Genomic DNA, 23942 nt, shown 5'->3' with positions numbered 1-23942 from the left:
TCAATGAGAATTTGAAAATGAATAATATAAAAACGAATTGAAGATTAATTGAAATATGCCATTTAAACAATTTTCATCTCTCGCCGGAAAATCGTATTTTTGCATAGCTAAAAAGTAAAAGAAAGAATGAATTCCTACAAAAATCCATTGGAAGAGCGCTACTCCAGTGAAGAAATGTTATTTAACTTCTCACATAATAACAAATTCCGCACCTGGAGAAAACTTTGGATCGCGCTTGCTGAAATCGAAAAAGACTTAGGCCTTGAAATCAGTGATGAACAAATTGCAGAACTGAAAGCCAATGCCGAAAATATTGATTATGATAAAGCAACAGAATATGAAAAAAAGTTCCGTCATGATGTAATGGCGCACGTTCATACCTATGGAGACGTGGCTCCTTCAGCCAAAGGAATCATTCACCTCGGAGCAACTTCAGCATTTGTAGGAGATAATACGGATTTGATTCAGATCCGCGACGGACTTTTAATTTTGAAGAAAAAACTCGTTAACGTTATCAAAAATTTAGCGGATTTTGCTATTGAATATAAAGATCTTCCAACTTTAGGTTTTACACACTTCCAGCCGGCCCAATTAACAACTGTCGGGAAGAGAGCAACCCTTTGGTTACAAAGTTTAGTATTGGATATTGAAGAGCTTGATTTCTTCCTGGAAACACTAAGATTCAGAGGAGTGAAAGGAACCACCGGAACAGCAGCAAGTTTCCTGGAGCTTTTCAACGGAGATTATTCTAAAGTTAAAAACTTGGATAAAGAATTATCCAAAAGATTCGGATTCGAAAAAGTTTTCGGGGTTTCCGGACAGACCTACGACAGAAAAATAGATGCTAAAGTGGTTGCTTTATTAGGAAATATTGCGCAATCTGCCCATAAATTCACCAACGATTTACGTTTGCTTCAAAATCTGAAAGAAATTGAAGAACCGTTTGAGAAAAACCAGATCGGTTCATCGGCAATGGCTTACAAGCGTAACCCAATGAGAAGTGAAAGAATCGGAGCATTGGCAAAATATGTAATGTCTTTAACGACAAGTTCTGCAATGGTTGCTTCAACACAGTGGTTTGAAAGAACTTTGGATGATTCTGCCAATAAGAGATTAACAATTCCCCAAGCTTTCTTGGCGGTTGATGCAATCCTGTTGATATGGAATAATATCATGAACGGAATCGTAGTATACCCGAATAGAATCAACAAGCATATTATGGAAGAGCTTCCTTTCATGGCGACGGAATACATCATCATGGAAGAGGTGAAAGCAGGTGGAGACCGTCAGGAAATTCATGAAGTAATCAGGGTTCATTCCATGGAAGCTTCCAAGCAGGTGAAAGTGGAAGGGAAAGAAAACGATCTTATCGAAAGAATTTTGAATGATCATTCATTAAAGCTGGATAAATCCAAACTGAAAGAAGTGCTCGATCCTAAGAACTTCATCGGTTTTGCCCCGATCCAGACGGAAGAATTTATCAAAAACGAAGTACAGCCGATTATCGATCAGAACAAAGATCTGATCGGGCTCGAGGCTGATCTTAAAGTATAACACAGTATGCAGTCTTTTGGGCTGCATATTTACTTTGTCAAAGTTTCAATCTTTGACAAAGTTTAAAAAAATAACCCATAACTATAATGATTTAGGAAAGAATCCAGGATTTCAGCTTAAATGAAAAAAATACTTTTAATCATATCATTGATTCCAATAATTTCTTTTTCGCAGGAGAATGAAATTTTAAAGTATTTCAAATCAAACGATTCATTGTTTGGAGTAAAGAACAACGAAGGTAAGATTATCGTTCCGGCACAATTTAAGATTTTCTCTTACATAAAAGACGGTGATTTAGTAGAAGGAGAAACCATTTATTTTGATGGTCCCAAACAGAATGAAACTGCTGAAAAAAATGCATGGGGATATGTCTATGACAGAAAAGGAAATTTCTTGTACAGACCATTCTTTTATGACAACGGAGCTGATTATTTCTCGGAAGGCACAAGGAGATTTGTTAAAAATGGAAAAGTTGGCTTTGCAGACAGAAACGGAGCCATCGTTATCAAACCGGAACATGATTTCGCATCATCTTTTCATTACGGATATAGCGCTTATTGCGATAGCTGCGACTGGGAAAAAACAGAAGAAGAACATAAAGCAATCGTAGGCGGAACCTGGGGTGTCATGAATTTTAAAGGAGAAACTGTTCAGCCTGTTGCAAAATCGGATACTACTATTGAAATCAACGGGAACTATTATCCCTATCCTTTTTCATATAATAAAAAGGAAAAGAATATTCTCGGATTTTTCGAGAAACAAAATAAAATGCTTTCGGAGATATATTATGTTAACCATTACAATACATTGTCTAAAGACGAAAAGAAACTTTTCTTTGAAATTGTAGAAAGACCAAAAGGAAATTTTCCTTTTTATCAGGTAAATGCCTATGACTACAGGAAAGCGGAAGCAGGATTGTCAGGATATAAATTCCTGGTTTCAGAGGACGGTAAAAAAGTTTTAACACTGGAATTTGATGATGAAAAAATTCCTTTTGAAAAATGGCTGAAAGAAGAAAGAAAAAATGCTGAAAAGTTTCAGAAAGAACATCCGGATAACCCGAATAAACTGAGTAAATGAAAATAGTGAAAATGATTATTCCGTAGGAATACAATCTGTGTAGGAATACAATTAAATAATGCACGCATTCCGTAGGAATGCTATCTTTGCAAAATGATGAAAATAAAATATGCCGAATACCTACACACAGATTTATATTCAGGTAGTTGTTGCAACAAAAGGAAGAGATATTAAAATCAGATCTGAAGCAAGAGCTGAAATTGAGAAATATATTTGCGGAATATTTAGTAATAAAAAACAAAAGGTTTTAGCGATTTATGCAAATCCTGATCATCTTCATATTTTCTTTAGCTATAAGAATTTGCAGATAACGATTCCGGAATTAATTAAAACGGTTAAAATTGAATCTACAAATTTTATTAATGAAAAGAAGTTGTGTTTTGGTAAATTTTCCTGGCAAGAAGGGTACGGAGCTTTTTCTTATGCAAAAAGTCAGAAGGACAAAGTTGTAAATTATGTGCTAAATCAAGAGAAACATCATTCAAAAAAGAGTTTCAGAGAAGAGTATATGGAAATGCTGAATGCTTTTGAAATTGAATTTAGGAATGAATATTTGTTTGAATTCTATGATGATGAAAAATAATATTTTGATTGCCCTATCATTTCTTGCAATTTTAATGAAAATAAAATAGCAGTCCTACAGACTGCGCCTTTAATCCAAGCAGGCTCCTTCTACACAGCTATGATTCCTACGGAATCACCATTAGAAAAATAACATTCCGGAGGAATAACATCTGTGTAGAAATATGATGTAAATACAACATGCATTCCGTAGGAATGCTATCTTTGCAAGGCAAAAAGGCAGTGCAGCCAAATAAATTTAAAATAAAAATAAATCTAATAAAATCTGACATCTAATGTCTCAAAACAAAAGAATTTTCGTAGAAAAAAGAGGAATTTTCGATGTGGAAAGTCCAAAAATTTTTGATGAAGTAAAAGCGATTGTGCCCGCAGTACAGCAGATAAAAGTGTACAATGTGTACGATATCTTCGGATTGAATGACGGAGAATTTGAAAAAGTAGTCAACAGTACCTTCGTAGATCCGGTTACAGATATCCTGCACGAAGAAAATCCTGCAAAAGGAGTTTATTTCGGAATGGAATTTTTACCTGGTCAATACGATCAGCGTGCAGATTCTGCACAGCAGTGTATTGCTTTGCTAACGGAGAATGAAAAGTCTAAAGTAAGAAGCGGTAAATTAATAGAATTTGAAGGAATTTCAGAATCGGATTTGGTTAAAATTAAAGAACTTCTGATTAATAAGGTTGAATCACAGGAAAAAGATTTAACCATTTTAGATATTCCTGCGGAAGAAACACCGTCAAAAGTAATTATTCACGAAAATTTTATCAATTTCGATGATGCGCAACTGGAAGCGTTCTATAATAATCACGGATTTGCATTGGGGCTGGACGATTTAAAATTTATTCAGGAATATTTTAAATCAGAACAAAGAAACCCTACGGAAACTGAACTGAAGGTTTTAGATACCTATTGGAGCGACCACTGCCGTCACACAACTTTTGAAACCGAACTTTCCAATATCGAATTTGAAGGACAGTTTAAACATACCCTGGAAGCTATTTTCAACGATTATATCGAAAAAAGAAAATTCCTGGGACGCGAACTGAAGCCAATTTCCTTGATGGATCTCGCTACTGTTTGCGCAAGATATTTCCATAAAACCGGGAATCTGGAAAACTTAGTGGTTTCCGATGAAATCAACGCCTGTACGATTCAGATTGAAGCGGAATATGACGGTAAAAAAGAACCGTGGTATCTGTTATTCAAAAATGAAACCCATAATCACCCGACGGAAATTGAACCTTTTGGTGGAGCCTCAACCTGTTTGGGCGGTGCTATCAGAGATCCTTTGTCCGGACGTTCTTTTGTTTTCCAGGCAATGAGATTAACAGGTGCAGCGGATGTATTGGAACCTGTGGATAAAACCTTGCCGGGAAAACTGCCTCAGAAAACCATCACGAAGCAGGCAGCGAACGGATATTCTTCATACGGTAACCAGATCGGTCTGGCAACAACCATGGTTTCGGAAATTTATGATGAAGGCTATAAAGCCAAAAGAATGGAAGTAGGCTTTGTTGCCGGTGCGGTTCCTGTGGATTGGGTAAGACGTGAAAAACCTGAAGCAGGAGACTCTGTCATTATTTTAGGAGGCGCAACAGGCCGTGACGGAGTAGGAGGAGCCAGCGGAAGTTCAAAAGAACAGGACGAAACGTCTATCCACACAATGAGTTCTGAAGTTCAGAAAGGAAATGCCGTTGAAGAACGTAAAATCCAGAGATTATTCAGAAATCCCGAGGTAACGAAATTGATCAAAAAATCGAATGACTTCGGAGCCGGAGGTGTTTCGGTTGCAATAGGCGAAATTGCTGATTCTTTGGAAGTTAATTTGGATGTTTTACCTTTGAAATATGAAGGATTAAACGGAACCGAACTTGCTATTTCTGAATCTCAGGAGAGAATGGCGGTTGTTGTTGAACCAAAAGATAAAGAAAAATTCATCAGGTTCTGTGAAGCTGAAAATATTGTTGCTGTGGAGGTTGCAAAAGTGACAGATTCCGGAAGAATGCAGATGTTCTGGAAAGGTGATAAAATTGTTGATCTTTCAAGAGCATTTCTTGATACGAACGGCTGTTCAAAAAGTCAGGAAGTTAAAATTGCTCATCTTAATGAAGTAAAGGAAGACACTCAGACATTCAATGAAGAGAATTTCTTAAAAATATTAGGCGACAAGAATGTAGCTTCTCAAAAAGGATTGCTGGAAATGTTCGACTCATCAATTGGTGCGACTACGGTAGCGATGCCTTTAGGTGGGAAATATCAGCAGACTTTAATGGAAGGAAGTGTTCAGACGTTGCCAATTATCGGAGCAAAAGATATCGAAACAGTTTCTTTGGCAAGCTGGGGATTTGATGCTGAAATTTCAAAACAAAATTCTTTATTGGGAGCGTCTTACGCAGTAGTGGAAAGTGTGGCGAAAATCGTTGCCATGGGTGGCGATTATAAAAATATCAGATTAAGTTTCCAGGAATATTTTGAAAAATTAGGACAAAATCCTGAAAAATGGGGCAAGCCGCTGGCTTCTTTATTGGGAGCTTATGATGCACAGATGAACCTCGGTTTGGCAGCAATTGGAGGCAAAGATTCCATGAGCGGAACGTATCAGGATCTTAATGTACCGCCAACGTTGATTTCTTTTGCTTGCGCCAACGGAGAAAAGAAAAATATTATTTCCCCTGAATTTAAAAGCGCAGGAAATAAAATATACTTCTTCAATCATGTTGCTCAGGAAAACGGATTGCCGGATTATGATGCTTTAAAAGCTATTTATGAATTCATTTTTGAAAACATTAAAGCAGGAAAAATTGTTTCTGTAAAAACGGTAAAAGAAGGCGGAGTGGCTGTTGCTTTGGCAAAGATGAGCTTCGGAAACAGATTGGGTGCCGACATTTCGACTCCGCTCAATGTGACAAATTCTTTATTAGCTAAAAATATCGGAAGCTTAATCATCGAATCTAAAGAAGAATTAGGCTCTGTAAACCTCCATTTAATCGGAGAAGTTAAAGATTCAAATGTTATTAAAATTAACGATGCTGAATTTGCGATTGAGAAATTATTAGCAGCTAATACCAATACATTTGAAAATCTTTTTCCAACGATTGAAAAAGGAAAAATTACGGTTGAACTGGATGAAAAATTAAATTCAGTCAATCCAAGAAATATCATCATTAAAAAGCACGGAATCGCTCAGCCAAAAGTATTCGCACCGGTTTTCCCGGGAACCAACTGTGAATATGATACGCTGAATGCTTTCGCTAAAGAAGGAGCAGCAATCAGCAGTTTACCTTTAATCAATATCAATCACCAGTTATTGGATGAAAGCATTGATGCCTGGGTGGAGGAAATCAAAACGTCTCAGATTCTGGCTTTCTCAGGAGGTTTCTCTGCGGGTGACGAGCCGGACGGTTCTGCAAAATTCATAGTGAATGTTTTGAAAAACGAGAAAATGAGAAACGCCGTTCATGAACTGTTAGACAGAGACGGAATGATTATCGGAATCTGTAACGGTTTCCAGGCGTTGGTTAAATCGGGATTACTGCCTTACGGAAGAATCAAGGATCTGGATGAGAATTCGCCGACATTGGCTCACAATGCCATCAGAAGACATATTTCCCAGATGGTGAACGTAAAAGTAGTGAATGACGAATCGCCTTGGTTAAAAGGAATGAAAGATCAGATCTTTACCATCCCGATTTCTCATGGTGAAGGTAGATTTATGGCTTCAGAGGAGGAAATTCAGAAGTTATATGAAAATGGACAGATTGCTACTCAATATTTAGATTTAGAAGGAAATATCGCACACGGAATGCCATTCAATCCAAACAATTCACTCTTCGGAATTGAAGGAATAACAAGTCCGGACGGGAAAATTTTCGGAAGAATGGGGCACCCGGAACGTTTTGCAGAAGGCCTGATGAAGAATATTCCTACCGCGAATTATCACAACATCTTTAAAAATGGAGTGGAATATTTTAAGTAGGCTGCTGGCTTTTAGCAATTAGCTTTTGGCTTTAAAATGTTAAAAATAAATGAATAATAATTCAAATAAACAAATGACTGTCATCAATGGCAGTCATTTTTCAAATCTGGAAGGTTTCTATGAAGAGATTTCCCAGCTTTTTATGAAGGATGAAGATTGGAAGGTCGGGACGTTGGATGGTTTTGATGACATTTTATACGGATTTCAGGGTGCAATTACCTGGAAAGATTCTCAAAAATCAAAAGAAGACTTAGGCTTTGAGGCAACTATTAAATTTTACGAAAATAAAATCTTACAAGGAAAGCCGTTCAATATTAAACTGCTTCAGCAAAAATTAGATGAATTGACCGTCGGAAACGGGCAGACCTTATTTGAAATTTTAATTGAAATCATCAAGTCACACAAAAATATTCAGCTTATTTTGAATTAATACACGGTTAAATTTTATAATTTTGATACATAGTATTAGCGCTGTCATGCTGAGCCTGTCGAAGCATTTTCACAATTAGTCTGCTATATAAAAAACCTTAATAGTTCAAAATTTTATTCATTCTCATGCCCAAGCTATTTTCTTACGGAACCCTGCAAAACGAAAAAGTTCAGATTGAAACTTTCGGTAGAATTTTGCAAGGACAAAAAGACATTCTCACAGGCTATAAGCTTAAAATGCTGGAAATTAAAGATCCTGAAGTTTTACGGAAAAGCAACCAGAAATATCATCCGATTCTGGAATTTTCAGGAAATCCGGAAGATGAAGTGGAAGGGGTATTATTTGCAGTTACCGATGAAGAAATTCTACAAGCCGATAAATATGAAGTGGATGATTATAAAAGGGTAGAAGGTGTTTTTAAATCCGGAAAATCCGGCTTCATTTATGTCGGAAAATAATCTTTTTACAACAATAATAAAAACAACCTCTGAGTAAATCTGTTATAAAAGAGATGTTAATTAAAAAGTAGAGGTTAAATGTATTTCCAGTAAATTAAAATTCCTATGATGACCGATGCCACGGCCAGCAGAAGTACTGCTCCGGCAGAAATATCTTTGATAAAACCGATTCTCCTGTCAAATTCAGGCTGAATCATATCGCAAATCCTTTCAATAGCCGTATTAAAAATTTCAGCAGCTAAAACAGCCGAAGAAATAATGATAACCATAACCGCGTCAGTTGTAGTAAGTTTTAGGTAAAAAATCAAAAAAAGATTAATAAAAAATGCAGCGGTTTCTATTTGGAAATTCCTTTCGCTTTTCAACATCATCAAAACGCCGCGGAAAGCATTAAAAAAACTTTTATAGAGAAGCGGTTTTCGCATAGTGAAAAAGATATTTACAAATATAATTATTTGCGTCAAGAAAATGCTTATCTTTAGTCATTATCAATTTGATAGTGTTGACTTCGGAAAATGAAGCAGAAACAATCTGAATCTTTTGATGGTTGTTAATAACTCTCAGGATTATTCTTTTCCATCTGTTTTCTATTTATTATATTTGTAAAAATTTATTTTTGAATCTATGAAATTTATTATTTCAAGTGGTGAACTGCAGAAAGCTTTGCAAACTGTAAGTGGCGTAATATCAAGCTCTCAGTCGAGACCGATTTTAGAAAATTATCTTTTTGAATTAGACGGAACTCAGGTTACCATTACAGCATCCGATGGGGAGACAACTCTTGTTACCTCTCTGGAAGTGAAGTCTGACGATACCGGTAAATTTGCCGTTCCTGCAAAGATTTTTCAGGATTTTATCAAGACTTACGGAGAACAGCCATTAACGCTTGTTGTAAAAGATAATGCTGAAGGTACCGGAAGTCAGCTTGAGATTTTAGATGAAAAAGATAACTTTGCCGTAGCATTGGATAATGCAGACGACTATCCGGAGCTTCCGGAATTTGATGCCGCACAAAGCGTTACCATGTCTGCAGGCGTTTTATCTGAAGCACTTACCAACACGCTTTTTGCTACCAGTAATGACTCTCTTCGTCCGGTGATGACGGGAGTTTTATTCCAGTTCGGGGAAAATGAAACCAACTTTGTTTCCACCGATTCTCACAGACTGGTCGTATACAAAAGAAATGACCTGATGAACGCCGAACCTATGGAATTCATCATGCCGAAAAAACCGCTGAACATTTTCAAAAATATTCTTGCAAGCTCAAATGAAGATGTAACAATCGATTTCAATGAAAATATGGCAAGATTCACCTTCGGAAAACACACATGGATCTGTAGACTGATCGATGGGAAATACCCTAACTATACAGCGGTAATTCCGAAAGAAAACCCGAATGTATTAACCATCAACAGAAATCTCTTGTTAGGAGCCATCAAAAGAGCTTCCATCATGTCAAACAAATCGACCAACCAGGTGCGATTCAAATTGTCTGCAAACATTCTTCACCTTCATGCGGAAGATACCGAGTATGCAAATAAGGCAGACATGCAGATTCCTTGCGATTATAACGGTGAAGATATCAATATCGGGTTCAGCTCAAAATTCTTAACTGAAATGTTAACGATTCTGGGATCAGACGATATCACCATGAAAATGTCCCAGCCTAACAGACCGGGAATCATCGAGCCTCTTGATGGTCTCGAAGAAAACGAAAGTATCTTAATGTTATCAATGCCGGTAATCGGGTTGTAGTATTAATTTAAATAAAATATAAGAGGTTTTGAATTTTTTCAAAACCTCTTTTTTAGTGAATGAATAATCAATTTTTAACCATGAAAAACATTTTAACAATAATCTTTTTATTACAGTTTATTATCGCATTTTCGCAAAATATTAAAATTTACCATCAGAAAAAAGGAGACACCATCACGTATTACACAGATAATCAGGAGATCTATCCTGTATCATTTGTTTTTGTTCACCAACCGGAAGTAGAAAATATGAAAAGTCCTGAACCTTTTAAAATGACTCAGGTTTTTCCTCCAAAATCAGTTAAAAATAAAGTGGCAAGTTTTATTATAATTGATGATTCCAAAAAATGGAGTATAAAAAAGATGCCCGGATACATGACGTATATTGGAGATGTAACCATTAAAAATTTTGATTCAGACTATCAGTATGATCTTCCTTTTAAGACCGGTAAATCTTTTACGGTTTATCAGGGATATAATGGCTCATTTTCTCACCAGAATGAAAATTCTTTGGATTTTACCATGCCTGAGGGAACAGAAATTGTAGCAGCACGGGAAGGAATAGTAGTAGATTTGGTAAGCAATAACAATTTTTCCTGTCCTACGAGAAGCTGTGCAGATAAAGCCAATTATATAACGATTTTGCATCCGGACGGAACATTTGCCCAGTATTATCACTTAAAACAAAATGGAGTGAAAGTCAATATAGGAGATCAGGTAAAGAAGGGCAGCGTGATTGGTTTGAGCGGAAATACGGGATGGAGTAAAGGACCGCATTTACATTTTGTAACTTATCTTTCCAGCACTACCGCTGATAAGCTTATGAAAACCGTAAAAACTCTTTTTAAAACAGGTAATGGAACGAAGGCAGAATATCTTGCAGAAAAAAAGACCTATTCAAAAAACTACTGATAAACTTGGATAATATTTCGCAGGCACATTAAAATTTGTATAGAAATTATACCTTTAAAGTTTGTTATAAATTTCCCTGTTTCTCAAAAAAACACGACATTTGTAAACTTAAATTCAACTCAATTTTCAAATATATCAGATGAAATCGTAAGGTTGCATCTGGCTTAGAAAAAATAAAAATTATCAGATGAAAATATCGAATAACTGGCTTAAAGACTTTATCAAAACGGAATTGAAAACTGAAAGAATCGGTGAGTTCCTTACAGATATCGGTCTTGAAGTTGAAGGGATAGAAAAATTTGAAAGTATTAAAGGCAGCCTGGAAGGAATTGTTGTAGGTAAAGTATTAACCTGCGAAAAGCACCCAAATGCAGATAAGCTCAAAAAAACAACGGTAGACGTTGGGAACGGGAAAATATTAAATATTGTTTGCGGTGCTCCGAATGTGGAAGCCGGACAAACGGTTCCAGTAGCAGTAGTCGGAACAAAAATTTATGATAAATCCGGAAACTTTTTTGAAATTAAAGAAGCGAAAATTCGTGGAGAAGTTTCCCAAGGCATGATCTGTGCGGAAGATGAATTGGGATTAAGCGATGACCACGGAGGCATTATGGTTCTTAATGAAGAAAAGTTTGAAGTAGGAAAAAAATTCGCTGATTATTTTGAAATAACTAATGACGAAGTTCTGGAAATTGGTTTAACGCCAAACAGAACCGATGCTATGTCTCATTATGGCGTAGCAAGGGACCTTCACGCTTATCTTTCTACAAACAAACAAAAATCTGATTTTGAAAAAGTTTCTTCTGTTGTACTTAGCAATGAGGGGACTCACGATTTTAAACTGGTAGTGGAAGATGCGGAATTATGTCCGAGATATATCGGAGCAGTGATTGAAGGCGTAAACGTAGCAGAATCTCCGGCATGGCTGAAAGACAGACTCAAAGCCATCGGACTAAGCCCGATCAACAATGTGGTGGATATTACCAACTATATTCTTCACGGGTTCGGTCAGCCGCTTCACGCTTTCGATGCTGATAAAATTGCTGATAAAACCGTAAAAGTAGGAACCGTAAAAGAAGGAACGAAATTCACAACTTTAGATGGTGTGGAAAGAACTTTGAATGGCTCTGAAATCATGATCAAAGATGGAAAAGACAACCCGATGTGTATTGCCGGAGTTTTCGGTGGTGCAGAATCAGGAGTTTCCGCTGATACAAAAACCATTTTCCTGGAAAGTGCTTATTTCAATCCTGTAGCAGTAAGAAAAGGAGCAAAATTCCACGGACTGAATACGGATGCTTCTTTCAGGTTTGAAAGAGGAGTAGATCCTAATATTACCAGAACAGCCATCACCCATGCTGTTAAATTGATTCAGGAATTAGCGGAAGGAAAATTAGTTGGCGATTTGCTGGAAGAATATCCTAAGAAAATCGAAGACAATTATGTCATTATCAGGTTTTCAAAAATTGAGCAGATTTTAGGAACAAAAATTCACCGTGAAAAAGTAAAAGAAATTTTAAAGGCACTTGATATTCAGGTTTTAAATGAAATTCAGAACGGTTATGAGATTTCCGTACCGGCTTACAGAGCAGATGTGACGAGAGAAATTGACGTTATCGAAGAGATTTTAAGAATTTACGGGTACAATAAAATTGATGCTCCTCAAAAAATATCTTTTACACCGGTGAAACTCCATGCAAAAGATCAGGATGAGTTGGAAAACAGTTGGGCAAGAACTTTGCAAAGCCTTGGCTTCAACGAAGTGATGAACAATTCACTCACTTCCGTAAAAGATGAAACACACGCTGTAAAACTATTAAATCCTTTGAGCAGTGATCTTGCATTCATGAGAAAGTCTTTACTGGAAGGTCTTTTACAGAACGCGATCTACAATATCAACAGGAAAAATCAGGATATTAAATTCTTCGAATTTGGGAAAATCTATCATAAAAGAGACAAATACGAAGAAAGAAAGCAGCTTGGAATTCTTGTTTCAGGAAGGGAAGTTGCGGAAAACTGGCTTCAGCCAAAATCTGCAACCAGTTTCTATAATTTAAAAGCGTATGTTAAAGTTTTATTAGAAAAATTAGCAATTGATTATAAAGAAGTTGCGCTTTCAGATGAAAGATTTTCCGATGCTTTAGCTTATGAAGTTGATGGTAAAGCTTTGGTAAGAATAGGAAAGGTTTCCACTCAGATGCTGAAAGATTTTGATATCGATCAGGAATGTTTCTACGCAGAAATCGAGTTGGAATTTGCTCAGAAACTGCGCACCGGAAATGATTTGAAATTTAAGGATATTCCTAAGTTCAACAAGATCCGAAGAGATTTGGCTTTACTGATTGATAAAAGTGTGAATTACGAAGATCTTTATCAGACCGCTAAAAAGAATAAATCTCCATATATCAAAAATATCAATCTGTTTGATGTATATGAGGGGAAAAATCTTCCGGAAGGCAAAAAATCCTATGCCCTGAGTTTTGAGCTTCTGAATGAGGAAAAAACGCTGGAAGACAAAGAAATTACGGCAGTAATGGATTCCTTAATTAAATCTTTCCAGAAAGAATTCAATGCGGAATTGAGAGGGTAATTTTTTTGCACTAATAGAAAAATCAAATATTATTTAATAGAGCGGGCTAAGCCCGCTTTTTTGATGACCATATCAGATTGGCTTTAGCCAAAACTTAAACAAAAACATCAATATTTTTCAGGAATAAAAAGAGATTTTTTACTGGGGGTCCGACACACAGGAACGAAATTTTAAGTCTGTTTTCTAAAAAAAATTCACTAAAAACAGCCGTTAAAAGAATAATAAAATCCATGTGATACCATTTAAATAATAATATTTCCGTAAATTTGATTTCAATCAAAAAGAAAAAAATGAAAAATCTTTTTTTAAGTTTATGTACTGCAGTGGTTTTGGTTTCCTGCGGAGCAATGGCGGGATCAGCTTCAAAAGTAGGGAAAGCTCAGCCTTCACTTTCCGGCACGAAATGGGCTTTGGCTGACAATGTGAAGGGGAAAACTCCTACCCTGAATATTGACGGTGAAAAGATCAATGGAAATACGGGATGCAACAACTATTTCGGAACCGCTAAAGTAGAGCCTTCCACAGGCAATTTCTCTGCCGGGCAAATGGGTTCTACCAAAATGGCTTGTGAAAATATGAGCGTAGAAAAGAATTTTATGGATATGATGTCAAAAGCCAATAAATATGTCATCACAGGAAATGTTCTCGAACTGTATCAGGATAATCTCCTTCTGTTAAAATTCAATAAAGCTGAATAATAGATAAAAAGAAAAGGAACTCGTCTGAGTTCCTTTTTTATGTTTAGATTGTTATTAATCTTCCTCTTCTTCGTCGTACTTAGCCAACTCTTCATCACACCATTTAAACGCAGCTTCTACCACTTTTGTAGCTTCATCTGCCATAGTCTCCTCATCATCGCCTTCAAGATCATCCAGCCATTCCACTTCTTCCTCCTCAACATTCAGGATGAATCTCGGATATTCTGTATGAACTACGAACAAATCTTCTGGAAATTCCGAATTATCTGCTAATAAAAACTTTGGTAATTTCATTTTTTTAATGTTTTAACTTTAAACCAAAGATAATAAAATTATTGGTATTTGTTCTTGTCTATCTTTATTTTTTGCAAAACTTTATACCTCGTTAATGTGGTTTTACTCAAAGTGTCTTTCGGCTTAAAACTAAGCGTAATATTCGGATTTACGGTGCTGATCAGTTCGGCTACCTGTATCTTGTCCAAATCTTCAGCCGTTTCCAGATAGAATTTCAAAGGTACTTTATCCAGTTTTTCTGATTGCAAAAACTGTTTCATTTCTTTTCTGTTTTCGAGGTAGTTTCCTTTGGATAGCCATGTGAACAGCATCCCTGAAGCAATACTCAAAAAGCCGATTGCATATACTTTGAGGTCAAACAGCAGGAAAAGTTTTCTGAAATACACCAGCCATACCGGAAAGCTGAACGGAGCCATTAGACGGTAGTCGATAGGATTAACAGAATAAAAATATTGTATAAAAAAAGAACAGAAAATTCCCGAAATACTGATGAATATAAAGAAAAATTCTGTTTCGGAAAGTTTATATCTGATAAATAACCAGCAGATCAAAAGAATATTCAGAAGTCCGATCCCATAGATTGCATAATTGATGATTCCTCCTCCCGGATTTGCAATATGAATGAAAGGATTGAAAGTGGTACACAATCCCTGAAACAGTTCAGCCAAAAGCTTTGATGTAGGATGAAGCCCGATTTCCAGAAATTCATTCACATAGTTTTCATTAAAATAATCAATGAACAAAAATTTATACAGAACAACGAAAATTCCACCAATTAACCCTGAAAGGATAAAAGGTTTTGAATACTTTCTTTTCAGAAAAATCAAGCCGAAAAGCCCGGTTCCGGCCATAATGAAAAGTGAGCTGTACCGAATATTATAGAGTGCAATGAGTGATAACGAAAGATAAAAAACAGCTTTTCCTTTTTCCAGTTTGCCTTCAATAATTAATGAACAGGTGTAAAGAAATAACAGTACGAAAGGTAATATCAGCGCCTCACTCATCGTATAGGAGTAAATCGATAAAAAACTGAACAGTGCACACAGAACCACAGATTCTTTAAAGAAAAATTTCTTTTTCCAGGTGAAAAAAAGAATGAACAGAAATGATGAAATTCCTACAATTTTACTGCTCCAGAATTCATCCGGCCCAAAAAATGTAAAAAATTTAATGCTCAAAGGATAACCCAATGGAGTAGTGGTATTATCAACAGTAGGGAAAACATGGGCAAATCTCATGTAGCGGATAGAATCCGGGTTGGTTCTGCCTTTTTCGTTGAGTAAAAAACGCAAAATGATCATCATAAAGGTAATGATGATCATTGTTATCTGAATATTTCGTTCTTTAAATTTCATGGATGGTGAAATTAATCAATTTTAGAAAGAAAATCAATTAAAATTCATAGTGAATATTCACCATTTATATTTCTTATTTCGAAAACATTTTTGCTACTTTTTCTGCCTTCTTGCTTTCAGAGTAATCATAGAAACCTTCTCCGGATTTTACGCCTAATTTTCCTGCCATCACCATATTTACCAATAATGGATTCGGTGCATATTTAGGATTTTTAAAGCCGTCGTACATTACGTTTAAGATGGCAAGACAAACGTCCAGACCTATGAAATCTGCCAGCTGAAGTGGTCCCATTGGATGAGCCATTCCTAATTTCATCACCGTATCAATTTCCTCAACTCCGGCAACACCGTTGTACAATGTTTCAATAGATTCGTTGATCATCGGCATTAAAATTCTGTTGGCCACAAAACCGGGATAATCGTTTACTTCTACAGGAACTTTCCCTAACGTTTTGCTCATTTCGTAGATCGCATCGAAAGTCTCTTTAGAAGTAGAATATCCTTTGATAATCTCCACAAGTTTCATAATAGGAACCGGATTCATAAAGTGCATTCCGATCACTTTATCTGCTCTTTTGGTAGCAGCCGCAATTTTCGTGATGGAAATAGAGGAAGTATTGGTTGCCAGAATGCAGTTTTCCGGTGCAAATTCATCCATCTGGCCGAAAATTTTCAGTTTTAATTCCTGATTTTCCGTAGCAGCTTCTACAACAAGGTCTGCTGAGGTTACCGCATCCTGAAGCGCAGTAAAGGTGGTGATATTTCCTAACGTTTCTGCTTTTTGTTCTTCCGTAAGGTTTCCCTTTGCAATTATTCTGTCGAGATTGGTGGTAATGGTTTTCAGTCCTCTGTCCAAAGCTTCCTGGGATACGTCTACCAGATTTACTTTAAAACCGCTTTGTGCAAAAGTGTGTGCAATACCATTTCCCATGGTTCCGGCTCCGATAACGACAATGTTTCTGATCATTTTTCCTTATTTAGTTAAATTATTTTTATTTGATTAGGGTTAAATTTCTCGCATTTGAAAGATCCGCTTTTTTTATGATTTCAGTCTCGTTAAAGCTTACATCTCCGTCTCTGTTAGGTTTTTTCATTCTGTTCTGAGCCTCAATTACTGCTTTCAGGCCATTTACAAACTGGGTTTTCTGGGTTTTGGAAAATGTATCGGTTCCTATATACAGATTGAATTCACCTTCTCTTCCCAAACCGTTTTGTCGGTACACCTCGAAATTTTTTATTTTGTTTTTTGTTCTGAATGTATTGATAAAGTCCATCACCGGCTTATCGGAAGGGGTACCGCAGCAAATGCTGTGATAACCTACCACAAAATAATTTTCATTTTTTTGGGCAAAGAATAAAACGGTGCTGAATAGCCCTATTGTTAATAATATCTTTTTCATTTTAATGGTTTTAAAATTAAGCTTAAATTTTTACTTATTAAAATAATCCCAGACCGACTTTGATATATCCGAAATCATTTTGCAGTTGACCACATCCGTTTCCGTTGAGTTACTGACAAATACAGCGAGTGCATAATGTTTGCCATTCGGTAAAGTAATGATGGCAATTTCATTTTCAGCACCTGTTAAGCCCGCATTATTCTTTCCGGAAGCTCCCGTTTTTCTTGCTGCGGGCGTATTTTCGGGAAGCTGTTCAATCAGTTTGTTTTTTCCGGTGGAAGTAGAGAGCATTACTTTCATCAGATAATCCGTCGACTTTTTGGAAAGCAATTTTCCGTCATAGAATTTTTTCAGGACATCTGTTGCAGAAACGGCCGTGCTGTAGTTCTCATACTGCGCGTTCCAGTCTTTATGCATTTCTTCTTCATTGAATTTGATCTGGAAGCCTTTCACACCTTTAGAATTCATAAATTTTTGTACGGTTTGCGTTCCTCCTATTAATGTAAGAAGAATATCACAACCGTTGTTGTCGCTTTTGGCAACCGTATATTCAAGGATTTCACTTAAAGGAACTTTCACATTTCCCTGCGGATATTTGTCGCGAAGCGGCGACCATGTATTTTCATGTAAATTGGTTTTGTCTAAAAGAATTTTCTGATCCAAAGACAATTTTCCCTTATCAACATAATCCAGAACAGCTGCAGCAATATGAAACTTGAAAACACTCTGCATTGGAAGTTTCTTGTCGGCGTTTTTATTGTATTTAAAACCATTTTCAAAACCCAGAACGGAAATTCCTACCGTAGCATTTTTATCTTTAATAATTGAATTGATTTTCTGTTCTAAAGCAGATTGCTGCCCAAAAACAAATGCCGAAATCAAAAGAAATAATAACCCGATTTTTTTCATAATATTTTGTTTGCTGTTTACCGCAAAAGAAGCAAAAGATTGTTTATAATGTTAATAAAGTCTACAAAATAATAAATTTAGGAATTTTAGCTAGTGTATTCTTTTTTTTGTATTAAAGTTTAAACTTCAGATAACTAACAATAATTATTATTTAATTTAAATTTTTATGATTAAGAAGTTAAGATGGCTGTCTTAAAAAACTTAATAAAATCAATTTATTGATTCTTAATTTGTATTACTTAATCTACTAAAATTCTTAATGTTAAAAAGAAATAAACAAAGTTTATTTTAGTTTAGAGAATTAAGTAAATCTGTGTAAAATAAATAAATTTCTTTGGTTAAATTAAATTCAAAAATAAATCCCTCTTAGAAACTAAAAGGGATTTGCAATTTAAGATTTTTTCTTATTTCAGATCAAAATAATTCAGGTTTACACCGTCATTCTCGAAATAAATCCGGATTTTATTGTCTCCTTTTTTAAGGCTGATGCCTTTCACAGAAACAGTTTTCCAGTTTTCATTACCACCCGTAGAAGCGAGTGAAACGGTGGATAACTGTTTTCCCGAAGCATCTTCAATCCTGATTTTTGCTGGATTGTTGCTTGCATAATTGATGTCAAAAGTATAGGCTTTATCCGCTTTCGCGTTAATCGTATACTGAAGCCATTCTCCGCTTTCCGTCTTTCCGACGTAATATTGATTGCTCTTGGTTTTGTAAATATCAACACCGTCGTTTCTCAGCTGATTCCCGGAATTCCATTCGGATCTTTTCGCCGGATCGCTTACCCAAAGATTCACGTAGTCTTTATCTAAATATGCAGAACCCATTCTTCCCAGATCATAATCGGTGGCAAAGATTTTACCGGGAGCCTGAAGGTTTTTAAAAGGTTTTGTAGAAGCATCGGTAGTCTGTCTGAACATGGCATCAATCACGTCATTTTTAATTTCAACATTACTGAATTTATAGTTTTCAGCAATCTGCATCAGCGCTTTTCGGGCAAATTCTTTGGAGGGCTTTTCGCCGCCGTTTTGCCAGTAATCTAATAGTTTCTGATATTCCGGAGTAATCTTTACATTGGTAACCCCTGCGATATTGTCGATTTTTTTCATCGGCCAGAACGCATAGCCGATATTATGTTTATCCAAAAGCTGAATCAGCTCCGTAAACCATACATTGGAGTTTTCTCCGGTTTCTCCCAGCCAGATCGGGATATTATGCTTTTCACGAAGATCCAGGGCAAATTTAATGGTAGCATCATCCGTGTAATTCCAGTATTTATGGAAGCTGAAAGCCATATTATTGTCCCAAAGCGGCGTAAGTCCATTGTAATTATTTCCCCAGCCGTTTCCTTCAATAATAATGATGTGTTTTTTATCAACCGAACGGATGGCTTCCGTAATGTCTTTCTGCAGTTTCCAGAGCGGTGCATTCGACATTTCATCGGTTCCGTTCGGATTTTTTCCGGTAAAATTGATATTGGGTTCATTGATTAAATCATATCCTCCAATCCACGGTTCATCCTTATATCGTTCTGCCAGTTTTTTCCACAGTGCAATGGTCTTCTTCTGATTTTCTTCGCTTTCCCAAAGTGACGGCTTCGATTTGTCGTTATCGGAAATATTAACATCATTTCCCTGTCCGCCCGGAGCAGCATGAAGATCCAGGATCAGGTACATTTTATTGTCGGCACACCATTTTAATAGATCATCGGTCATTTTAAAGCCTTCTTCCAGCCAGGTATTTTGTCCTTTTTTAGGTTCTTTTTCAATAGGCAAAGTGTAGAGATTGTAATGCATCGGAAGCCTGATCGAGTTGAATCCTGCTTTTTTCAGAAAATCAATATCCTGTTTTGTAATACCGTTTTTAAGGTATGCTTTATAAAAATCATTCATCCCATTTTCTCCAATCAGTTCGGCAATTTTTTCTTTGATTTTGTATTGAGGCCCGGCAAAATCTGCAGTTTTCAGCATGTATCCTTCCTGAAGCATCCATCCTCCAATACCCAAACCTCTCAGTTGTATGTTTTCACCTTTGTCGTTAACGATTTTCTGACCGTTGGTTTTTAAAAGCTGCGATGTCCCAAATTGAGACAATAAAAAAGCGGATAATAGAAGGGCTCGTTTCATAGTTGTTTTAATTATTAAATATTATGGGGTATTTTTAAGAATGATTATTTGATCATCACAAATATATTTAAATTTATTGAATAAAAACCAAATAGCTCTGCAATATGAGATTCAGACTTAAATAAAAAGAGACCGCTAAAATTAGCAGTCTCTTTTCGTATGTATTGTTGTCTGAATTATTTCTTCTTGTAAGCAGCGTCTTTAATTCTCGCTTTTTTACCTCTAAGGTCTCTGAAGTAGTAGATTCTTGATCTTCTAACTCTACCTCTTCTGTCAACTTCAATTTTTTGAAGAGCAGGCATGTTGATTGGGAATACTCTTTCTACACCTACATCACCAGACATTTTTCTGATCGTAAACGTTTTTGTAGAACCGGTACCTCTTAATTGGATAACTGTTCCTTTAAAGAACTGAGTTCTTGTTTTCTGACCTTCTTTAATCTCGTAATACACAGTGATCGTATCACCCGCTTTGAATTCAGGGAATTCTTTTTTTGTAATGTACTTGTCTTGTACGTACTTTAATAAATCCATTATTAATAAAATAAAATGTTAAAGCTAAGCAACTTACACGGACTTCGTCAGAGGTTGAATAACAGGTGGCAAATATACAAATCTTTTTTCAAATATTCCAAACAGATTTCTATTAAAATATAATGAAATTTTTAAAAAAATTCTTCGCTAAAATTAATATTTCCTTGAAGTTGGCATCAGCTACAGTTTACATGTGTATTTTACTTTTGCCCGATGATAAAAAGGTCTTTCAGGCTTTATCATCAGCGTAATTTTTAAAACATGATATACACTCACATGAAACAATTGCTATTCTTTTTATGTTTTGCCGTCCAGATGGCTTTTGGACAGGCGCTGTATCCTTATTTACAGAACCCTACGCCGACATCGATGATTGTTAGCTGGAAAACATCATCAAATAATGAAACAACCGTTTTTTACGGAACAAACCCGTCCAATCTTAATGTTACCTTTACCGGAACCACCAATATTTTTTCGGATACGGGATACAATAATAATTACTATTATCACACGGCCAAGATTACCAATCTGCAGCCGAACACCAAATATTATTATAAAATTAAAACCGGAAACAGCGAATCTGCGGTTTATAATTTCAGAACTCTGCCTTTGCCGGGACAGGCCGCTACTGCCAACGGAAAAATACGTTTCCTGATCATGGGAGACAACCAGATCAAGGCAGAACCGAGATACGATACCTTAACGCTGAATGCCTATAAAAAATTAAAGGAAAAGTTTGGCCCCAATTCAGATCCTTCCGATAATGTTGCGCTCACTTTCATGGTCGGAGACCAGGTGGACGTAGGAACATTAGATCATTACGAAAATGTACATTTTAAAAAGAATATTAATTTATCGCCTTATCTTCCGATCCAAACTACGGTGGGAAATCATGAGACCTACGGAAGTTTAGGAATGAATTCTTATTACGCCCACTTTTATATTGATGAAATAAAATATAAAAACATCTCATCCGGAAATGAAAATTATTATGCCCAACAGGCCGGAAACGTTTTATTCATCAGCTTAAGCTCTGAGCACACAGGTTCTGCACAGATGACCTGGCTTCAGCAGATTCTTAACGAAGCCAATAATGATTCTACCGTAGACTGGATCATTTCTCTAAGCCACAGACCTTATCAGGCAGAGCAATATGTGGGCGACATTTCCACCTGGGTAAGAAATAGTGCCGTTCCGCTTTTAACGACTTCTTCAAAATATCTGATGCATGTTGGAGCACACCATCATTTATACCACAGAGGACAGCTTAAAAATACACCTAATTACCAGATTATTTCCGGTGGTGTGGCATGGGACCAATATTGGGGAATGTCTACCGAACAGGATTTTGATGATGTGCAGAAGACCCTTACGGACTGGACGTACCAGATCGTAGAAGTGGATGTAAACTCAGGAAAAGTGGATGTGGAATCTTATTCCATCGGAGGGGTTTATCATAAAAAATACAATGAATTAATTGATACTTTCCACCGCTATAAAAATCAGCCGAAACCGGCCAAACCTTCTATTTCAAATATATTTACCACACCGGTTACTTTACCGATAACTTTAAATGGCTCTGCTTTGTCAAGTTCGAACGGAGAATTGCTGAACACAACTCAGTTTCTAATCAGTAAAGCTGCCGACTTTTCCATTATTGAAAAAGAATTTTACAGAGATTATGAAAATTGGTTCGGAAAAGATGGAAACGGAACTCCTGATATTACGAAAAACCTGAATGCGGGTATTGATATTACAAAAGCCACCATTACCGCAAACTCCATCACCAACGGAAATTATTATGTAAAAGTTCGTTATAGAGACCGAAATATGGAATGGAGCGATTGGAGCGATGTGAAACAATTTACGGTAACCGGAAGTGTAGTTTCTAATCCTACGTTTACTTTAAACAAAACCGAATATCTTCAAAACGAACCGATCATTGCTAATTTTACAGATGGTCCCGGAAATAACCAGGACTGGGTGGGTATTTATAAAAAAGGACAGAACCCTTCTGCCGTAACTTCACAAGCTTACGTTTATACCAACGGACAAACCGCAGGAACAGCTAATTTTCCAAACGGAATTGCTACCAAAGGCCAGTATTTCGCAGCCTTTTTTGCCAATAATGGCTACACGGAAATTACCCCGAGAAAAAATTTCTATGTGGGTCCGAAAGTTAATTTAAGCACAACTTCAGATATCTATCCGGTTGGTGGAACGGTAACCGTTAATTTCTCCAATGGACCGAATTTAACTAAAGACTGGATTGGGATCTACAAAATGGGACACACTCCGGGAAATATAAATTCTACCCAATGGAGCTATGTTACAACGGCTTCAGGAACTCTTAATTTTACAGGTCTTGCCAAAGGATATTATTACGCACAGTATTTCCTGGAAGATGGTTATACGACGGTAGGAGAAAAAGTTTTCTTTAAAGTTGGGGATATTGTAACCGAGCTGTGGACGAACAAACCGGTTTATACATTAGGTGAAAGTATCACTGCTTCATGGACGGATTCCCCCGGAATCATCAAAGACTGGCTGGGAATTTATCCGCAGAGTGTTTCGGTTCCGGATGATAATTTTATTTCTTATACTTATTTCGACGGAATAACGCAGGGTACAAAAACTATTCAGGGAACGGCAGTTCCGGCAACACCCGGAAATTATTATATGGTGATGTTTACCAATGATTCTTATACCGAAGTATCCAACAGGGTACAGTTTCAGGTGACCGGCCCAACTTTGGGAATGGGAGAAGCAAAAAGTACTGAGAAAAATGTAATCTTGTATCCGAATCCTACAAAACCGGGAGAACCTACCTTTATAAAGAGTGATTATCCCATAGAAAAAATAGAATTGCTTTCAGCAAACGGAGACCTTCTTTACGAATCAAAGAATATCAACAACCAGCGCTTCTCTTTAGTAAATGAAAATCTTCCGAAAGGCGTCTATTTCGTAAAAGTACATACAAGAAAACTGTTTACTTTAAAATTAATCATTCAGTAAAGAGTCCCGAAGGGACGACCTAAACCAGCATTGGACGTAAGTCCAATGAAAATAATGTTAAAACATAATATCCAATAAAGAGTCCCGAAGGGACTACCTAGAACAGCATTGGATGCAAATCCAATGAAAACCAACATTGGACGCAAATCCAATGAATAAAAAATAAATCAATTTCAAAAAAAGAAGCCGTCTCACAACTGAGGCGGTTTTTTTTATTAAAAAAAGTTGTAATATTAGCGAGTATTTTGTATATTTATCTGGTAATCAGTCAT

19 protein-coding genes are annotated in these 23942 nt (G+C 36.4%); 11 read left to right on the top strand and 8 right to left on the bottom strand.

Annotated features, from left to right (window positions below; translation table 11 throughout):
* The first annotated feature begins 126 nt into the window (after positions 1 to 126).
* The 6 genes from purB (at position 127) to BUA76_RS06745 (ending at position 8084) form a co-directional block, all read left to right on the top strand.
* Complete coding sequence (gene purB / locus BUA76_RS06770) at positions 127 to 1554, top strand: adenylosuccinate lyase (protein WP_072884042.1); 1428 nt, start codon at positions 127 to 129, stop codon at positions 1552 to 1554.
* Positions 1555 to 1674: 120 nt separating this feature from the next.
* The gene (locus tag BUA76_RS06765) at positions 1675 to 2634 is read left to right on the top strand and encodes a WG repeat-containing protein (protein ID WP_072884041.1); all 960 of its coding nucleotides are present in this window, start codon (positions 1675 to 1677) and stop codon (positions 2632 to 2634) included.
* A gap of 109 nt (positions 2635 to 2743) precedes the next feature.
* Positions 2744 to 3217: a transposase gene (locus tag BUA76_RS06760; RefSeq protein ID WP_072884040.1), complete on the top strand. Its 474-nt coding sequence runs from the start codon at positions 2744 to 2746 to the stop codon at positions 3215 to 3217.
* 274 nt (positions 3218 to 3491) lie between these two features.
* Complete coding sequence (locus tag BUA76_RS06755; RefSeq protein WP_072884039.1) at positions 3492 to 7196, top strand: phosphoribosylformylglycinamidine synthase; 3705 nt, start codon at positions 3492 to 3494, stop codon at positions 7194 to 7196.
* 49 nt (positions 7197 to 7245) lie between these two features.
* A complete protein-coding gene (locus BUA76_RS06750; RefSeq protein ID WP_072884038.1) occupies positions 7246 to 7626 on the top strand; it encodes a barstar family protein in 381 nt (126 codons plus the stop codon).
* Between the two features lie 125 nt (positions 7627 to 7751).
* On the top strand, positions 7752 to 8084 hold the full coding sequence (locus tag BUA76_RS06745) for a gamma-glutamylcyclotransferase family protein (protein WP_072884037.1): 333 nt from the start codon (positions 7752 to 7754) through the stop codon (positions 8082 to 8084).
* Positions 8085 to 8158: 74 nt separating this feature from the next.
* Here the strand turns inward: BUA76_RS06745 and BUA76_RS06740 are convergent, their stop codons facing one another.
* Positions 8159 to 8509 (bottom strand): diacylglycerol kinase family protein, encoded by a 351-nt coding sequence (locus tag BUA76_RS06740; RefSeq protein ID WP_072884036.1) that lies wholly within the window; start codon positions 8507 to 8509, stop codon positions 8159 to 8161.
* Positions 8510 to 8708: 199 nt separating this feature from the next.
* Here BUA76_RS06740 and dnaN point away from each other — a divergent pair, with 199 nt between their 5' ends.
* From dnaN to BUA76_RS06715, 4 genes are all read left to right on the top strand, one after another.
* Entirely contained in the window at positions 8709 to 9839 is a 1131-nt protein-coding gene (dnaN, locus tag BUA76_RS06735) for a DNA polymerase III subunit beta (protein WP_066441437.1), read from the top strand.
* Between the two features lie 80 nt (positions 9840 to 9919).
* Positions 9920 to 10750, top strand: a complete 831-nt coding sequence (locus BUA76_RS06730; protein WP_072884255.1) for a M23 family metallopeptidase — start codon at positions 9920 to 9922, stop codon at positions 10748 to 10750.
* 187 nt (positions 10751 to 10937) lie between these two features.
* Positions 10938 to 13340 (top strand): phenylalanine--tRNA ligase subunit beta, encoded by a 2403-nt coding sequence (gene pheT, locus BUA76_RS06725; protein ID WP_072884035.1) that lies wholly within the window; start codon positions 10938 to 10940, stop codon positions 13338 to 13340.
* A 290-nt stretch (positions 13341 to 13630) separates the two neighbouring features.
* Positions 13631 to 14038, top strand: a complete 408-nt coding sequence (locus BUA76_RS06715) for an META domain-containing protein (protein ID WP_072884254.1) — start codon at positions 13631 to 13633, stop codon at positions 14036 to 14038.
* Positions 14039 to 14092: 54 nt separating this feature from the next.
* On the opposite strand, the gene BUA76_RS06710 is transcribed toward BUA76_RS06715, so the two are convergent.
* The 7 genes from BUA76_RS06710 to rplS form a co-directional block, all read right to left on the bottom strand.
* Positions 14093 to 14332: a hypothetical protein gene (locus BUA76_RS06710; RefSeq protein ID WP_002977986.1), complete on the bottom strand. Its 240-nt coding sequence runs from the start codon at positions 14330 to 14332 to the stop codon at positions 14093 to 14095.
* A 38-nt stretch (positions 14333 to 14370) separates the two neighbouring features.
* A complete protein-coding gene (locus BUA76_RS06705; RefSeq protein ID WP_072884033.1) occupies positions 14371 to 15687 on the bottom strand; it encodes a hypothetical protein in 1317 nt (438 codons plus the stop codon).
* A gap of 73 nt (positions 15688 to 15760) precedes the next feature.
* Positions 15761 to 16651, bottom strand: coding sequence for a 3-hydroxybutyryl-CoA dehydrogenase (locus tag BUA76_RS06700; RefSeq protein ID WP_178337317.1), 891 nt, complete (start codon positions 16649 to 16651; stop codon positions 15761 to 15763).
* Between the two features lie 28 nt (positions 16652 to 16679).
* Positions 16680 to 17087: a hypothetical protein gene (locus BUA76_RS06695; protein ID WP_072884031.1), complete on the bottom strand. Its 408-nt coding sequence runs from the start codon at positions 17085 to 17087 to the stop codon at positions 16680 to 16682.
* 30 nt (positions 17088 to 17117) lie between these two features.
* Positions 17118 to 17996: a CGA/CIA family class A beta-lactamase gene (bla-A, locus tag BUA76_RS06690; protein WP_072884030.1), complete on the bottom strand. Its 879-nt coding sequence runs from the start codon at positions 17994 to 17996 to the stop codon at positions 17118 to 17120.
* Positions 17997 to 18400: 404 nt separating this feature from the next.
* Positions 18401 to 20122, bottom strand: coding sequence for a cellulase family glycosylhydrolase (locus BUA76_RS06685; protein WP_072884029.1), 1722 nt, complete (start codon positions 20120 to 20122; stop codon positions 18401 to 18403).
* Positions 20123 to 20298: 176 nt separating this feature from the next.
* Entirely contained in the window at positions 20299 to 20655 is a 357-nt protein-coding gene (gene rplS, locus BUA76_RS06680; protein WP_034709455.1) for a 50S ribosomal protein L19, read from the bottom strand.
* A gap of 276 nt (positions 20656 to 20931) precedes the next feature.
* On the opposite strand from rplS, the gene BUA76_RS06675 reads away from it, so the two are divergent.
* Positions 20932 to 23670, top strand: a complete 2739-nt coding sequence (locus BUA76_RS06675) for a fibronectin type III domain-containing protein (RefSeq protein ID WP_072884028.1) — start codon at positions 20932 to 20934, stop codon at positions 23668 to 23670.
* The last annotated feature ends 272 nt before the right edge of the window (positions 23671 to 23942 follow it).

This window comes from Chryseobacterium takakiae (assembly GCF_900129385.1).
GTDB classification, from domain to species: domain Bacteria; phylum Bacteroidota; class Bacteroidia; order Flavobacteriales; family Weeksellaceae; genus Chryseobacterium; species Chryseobacterium takakiae.
The sequence above is the reverse complement of the archived record's forward strand: the minus strand, read 5'-3'. Positions and strand labels throughout refer to the sequence as shown.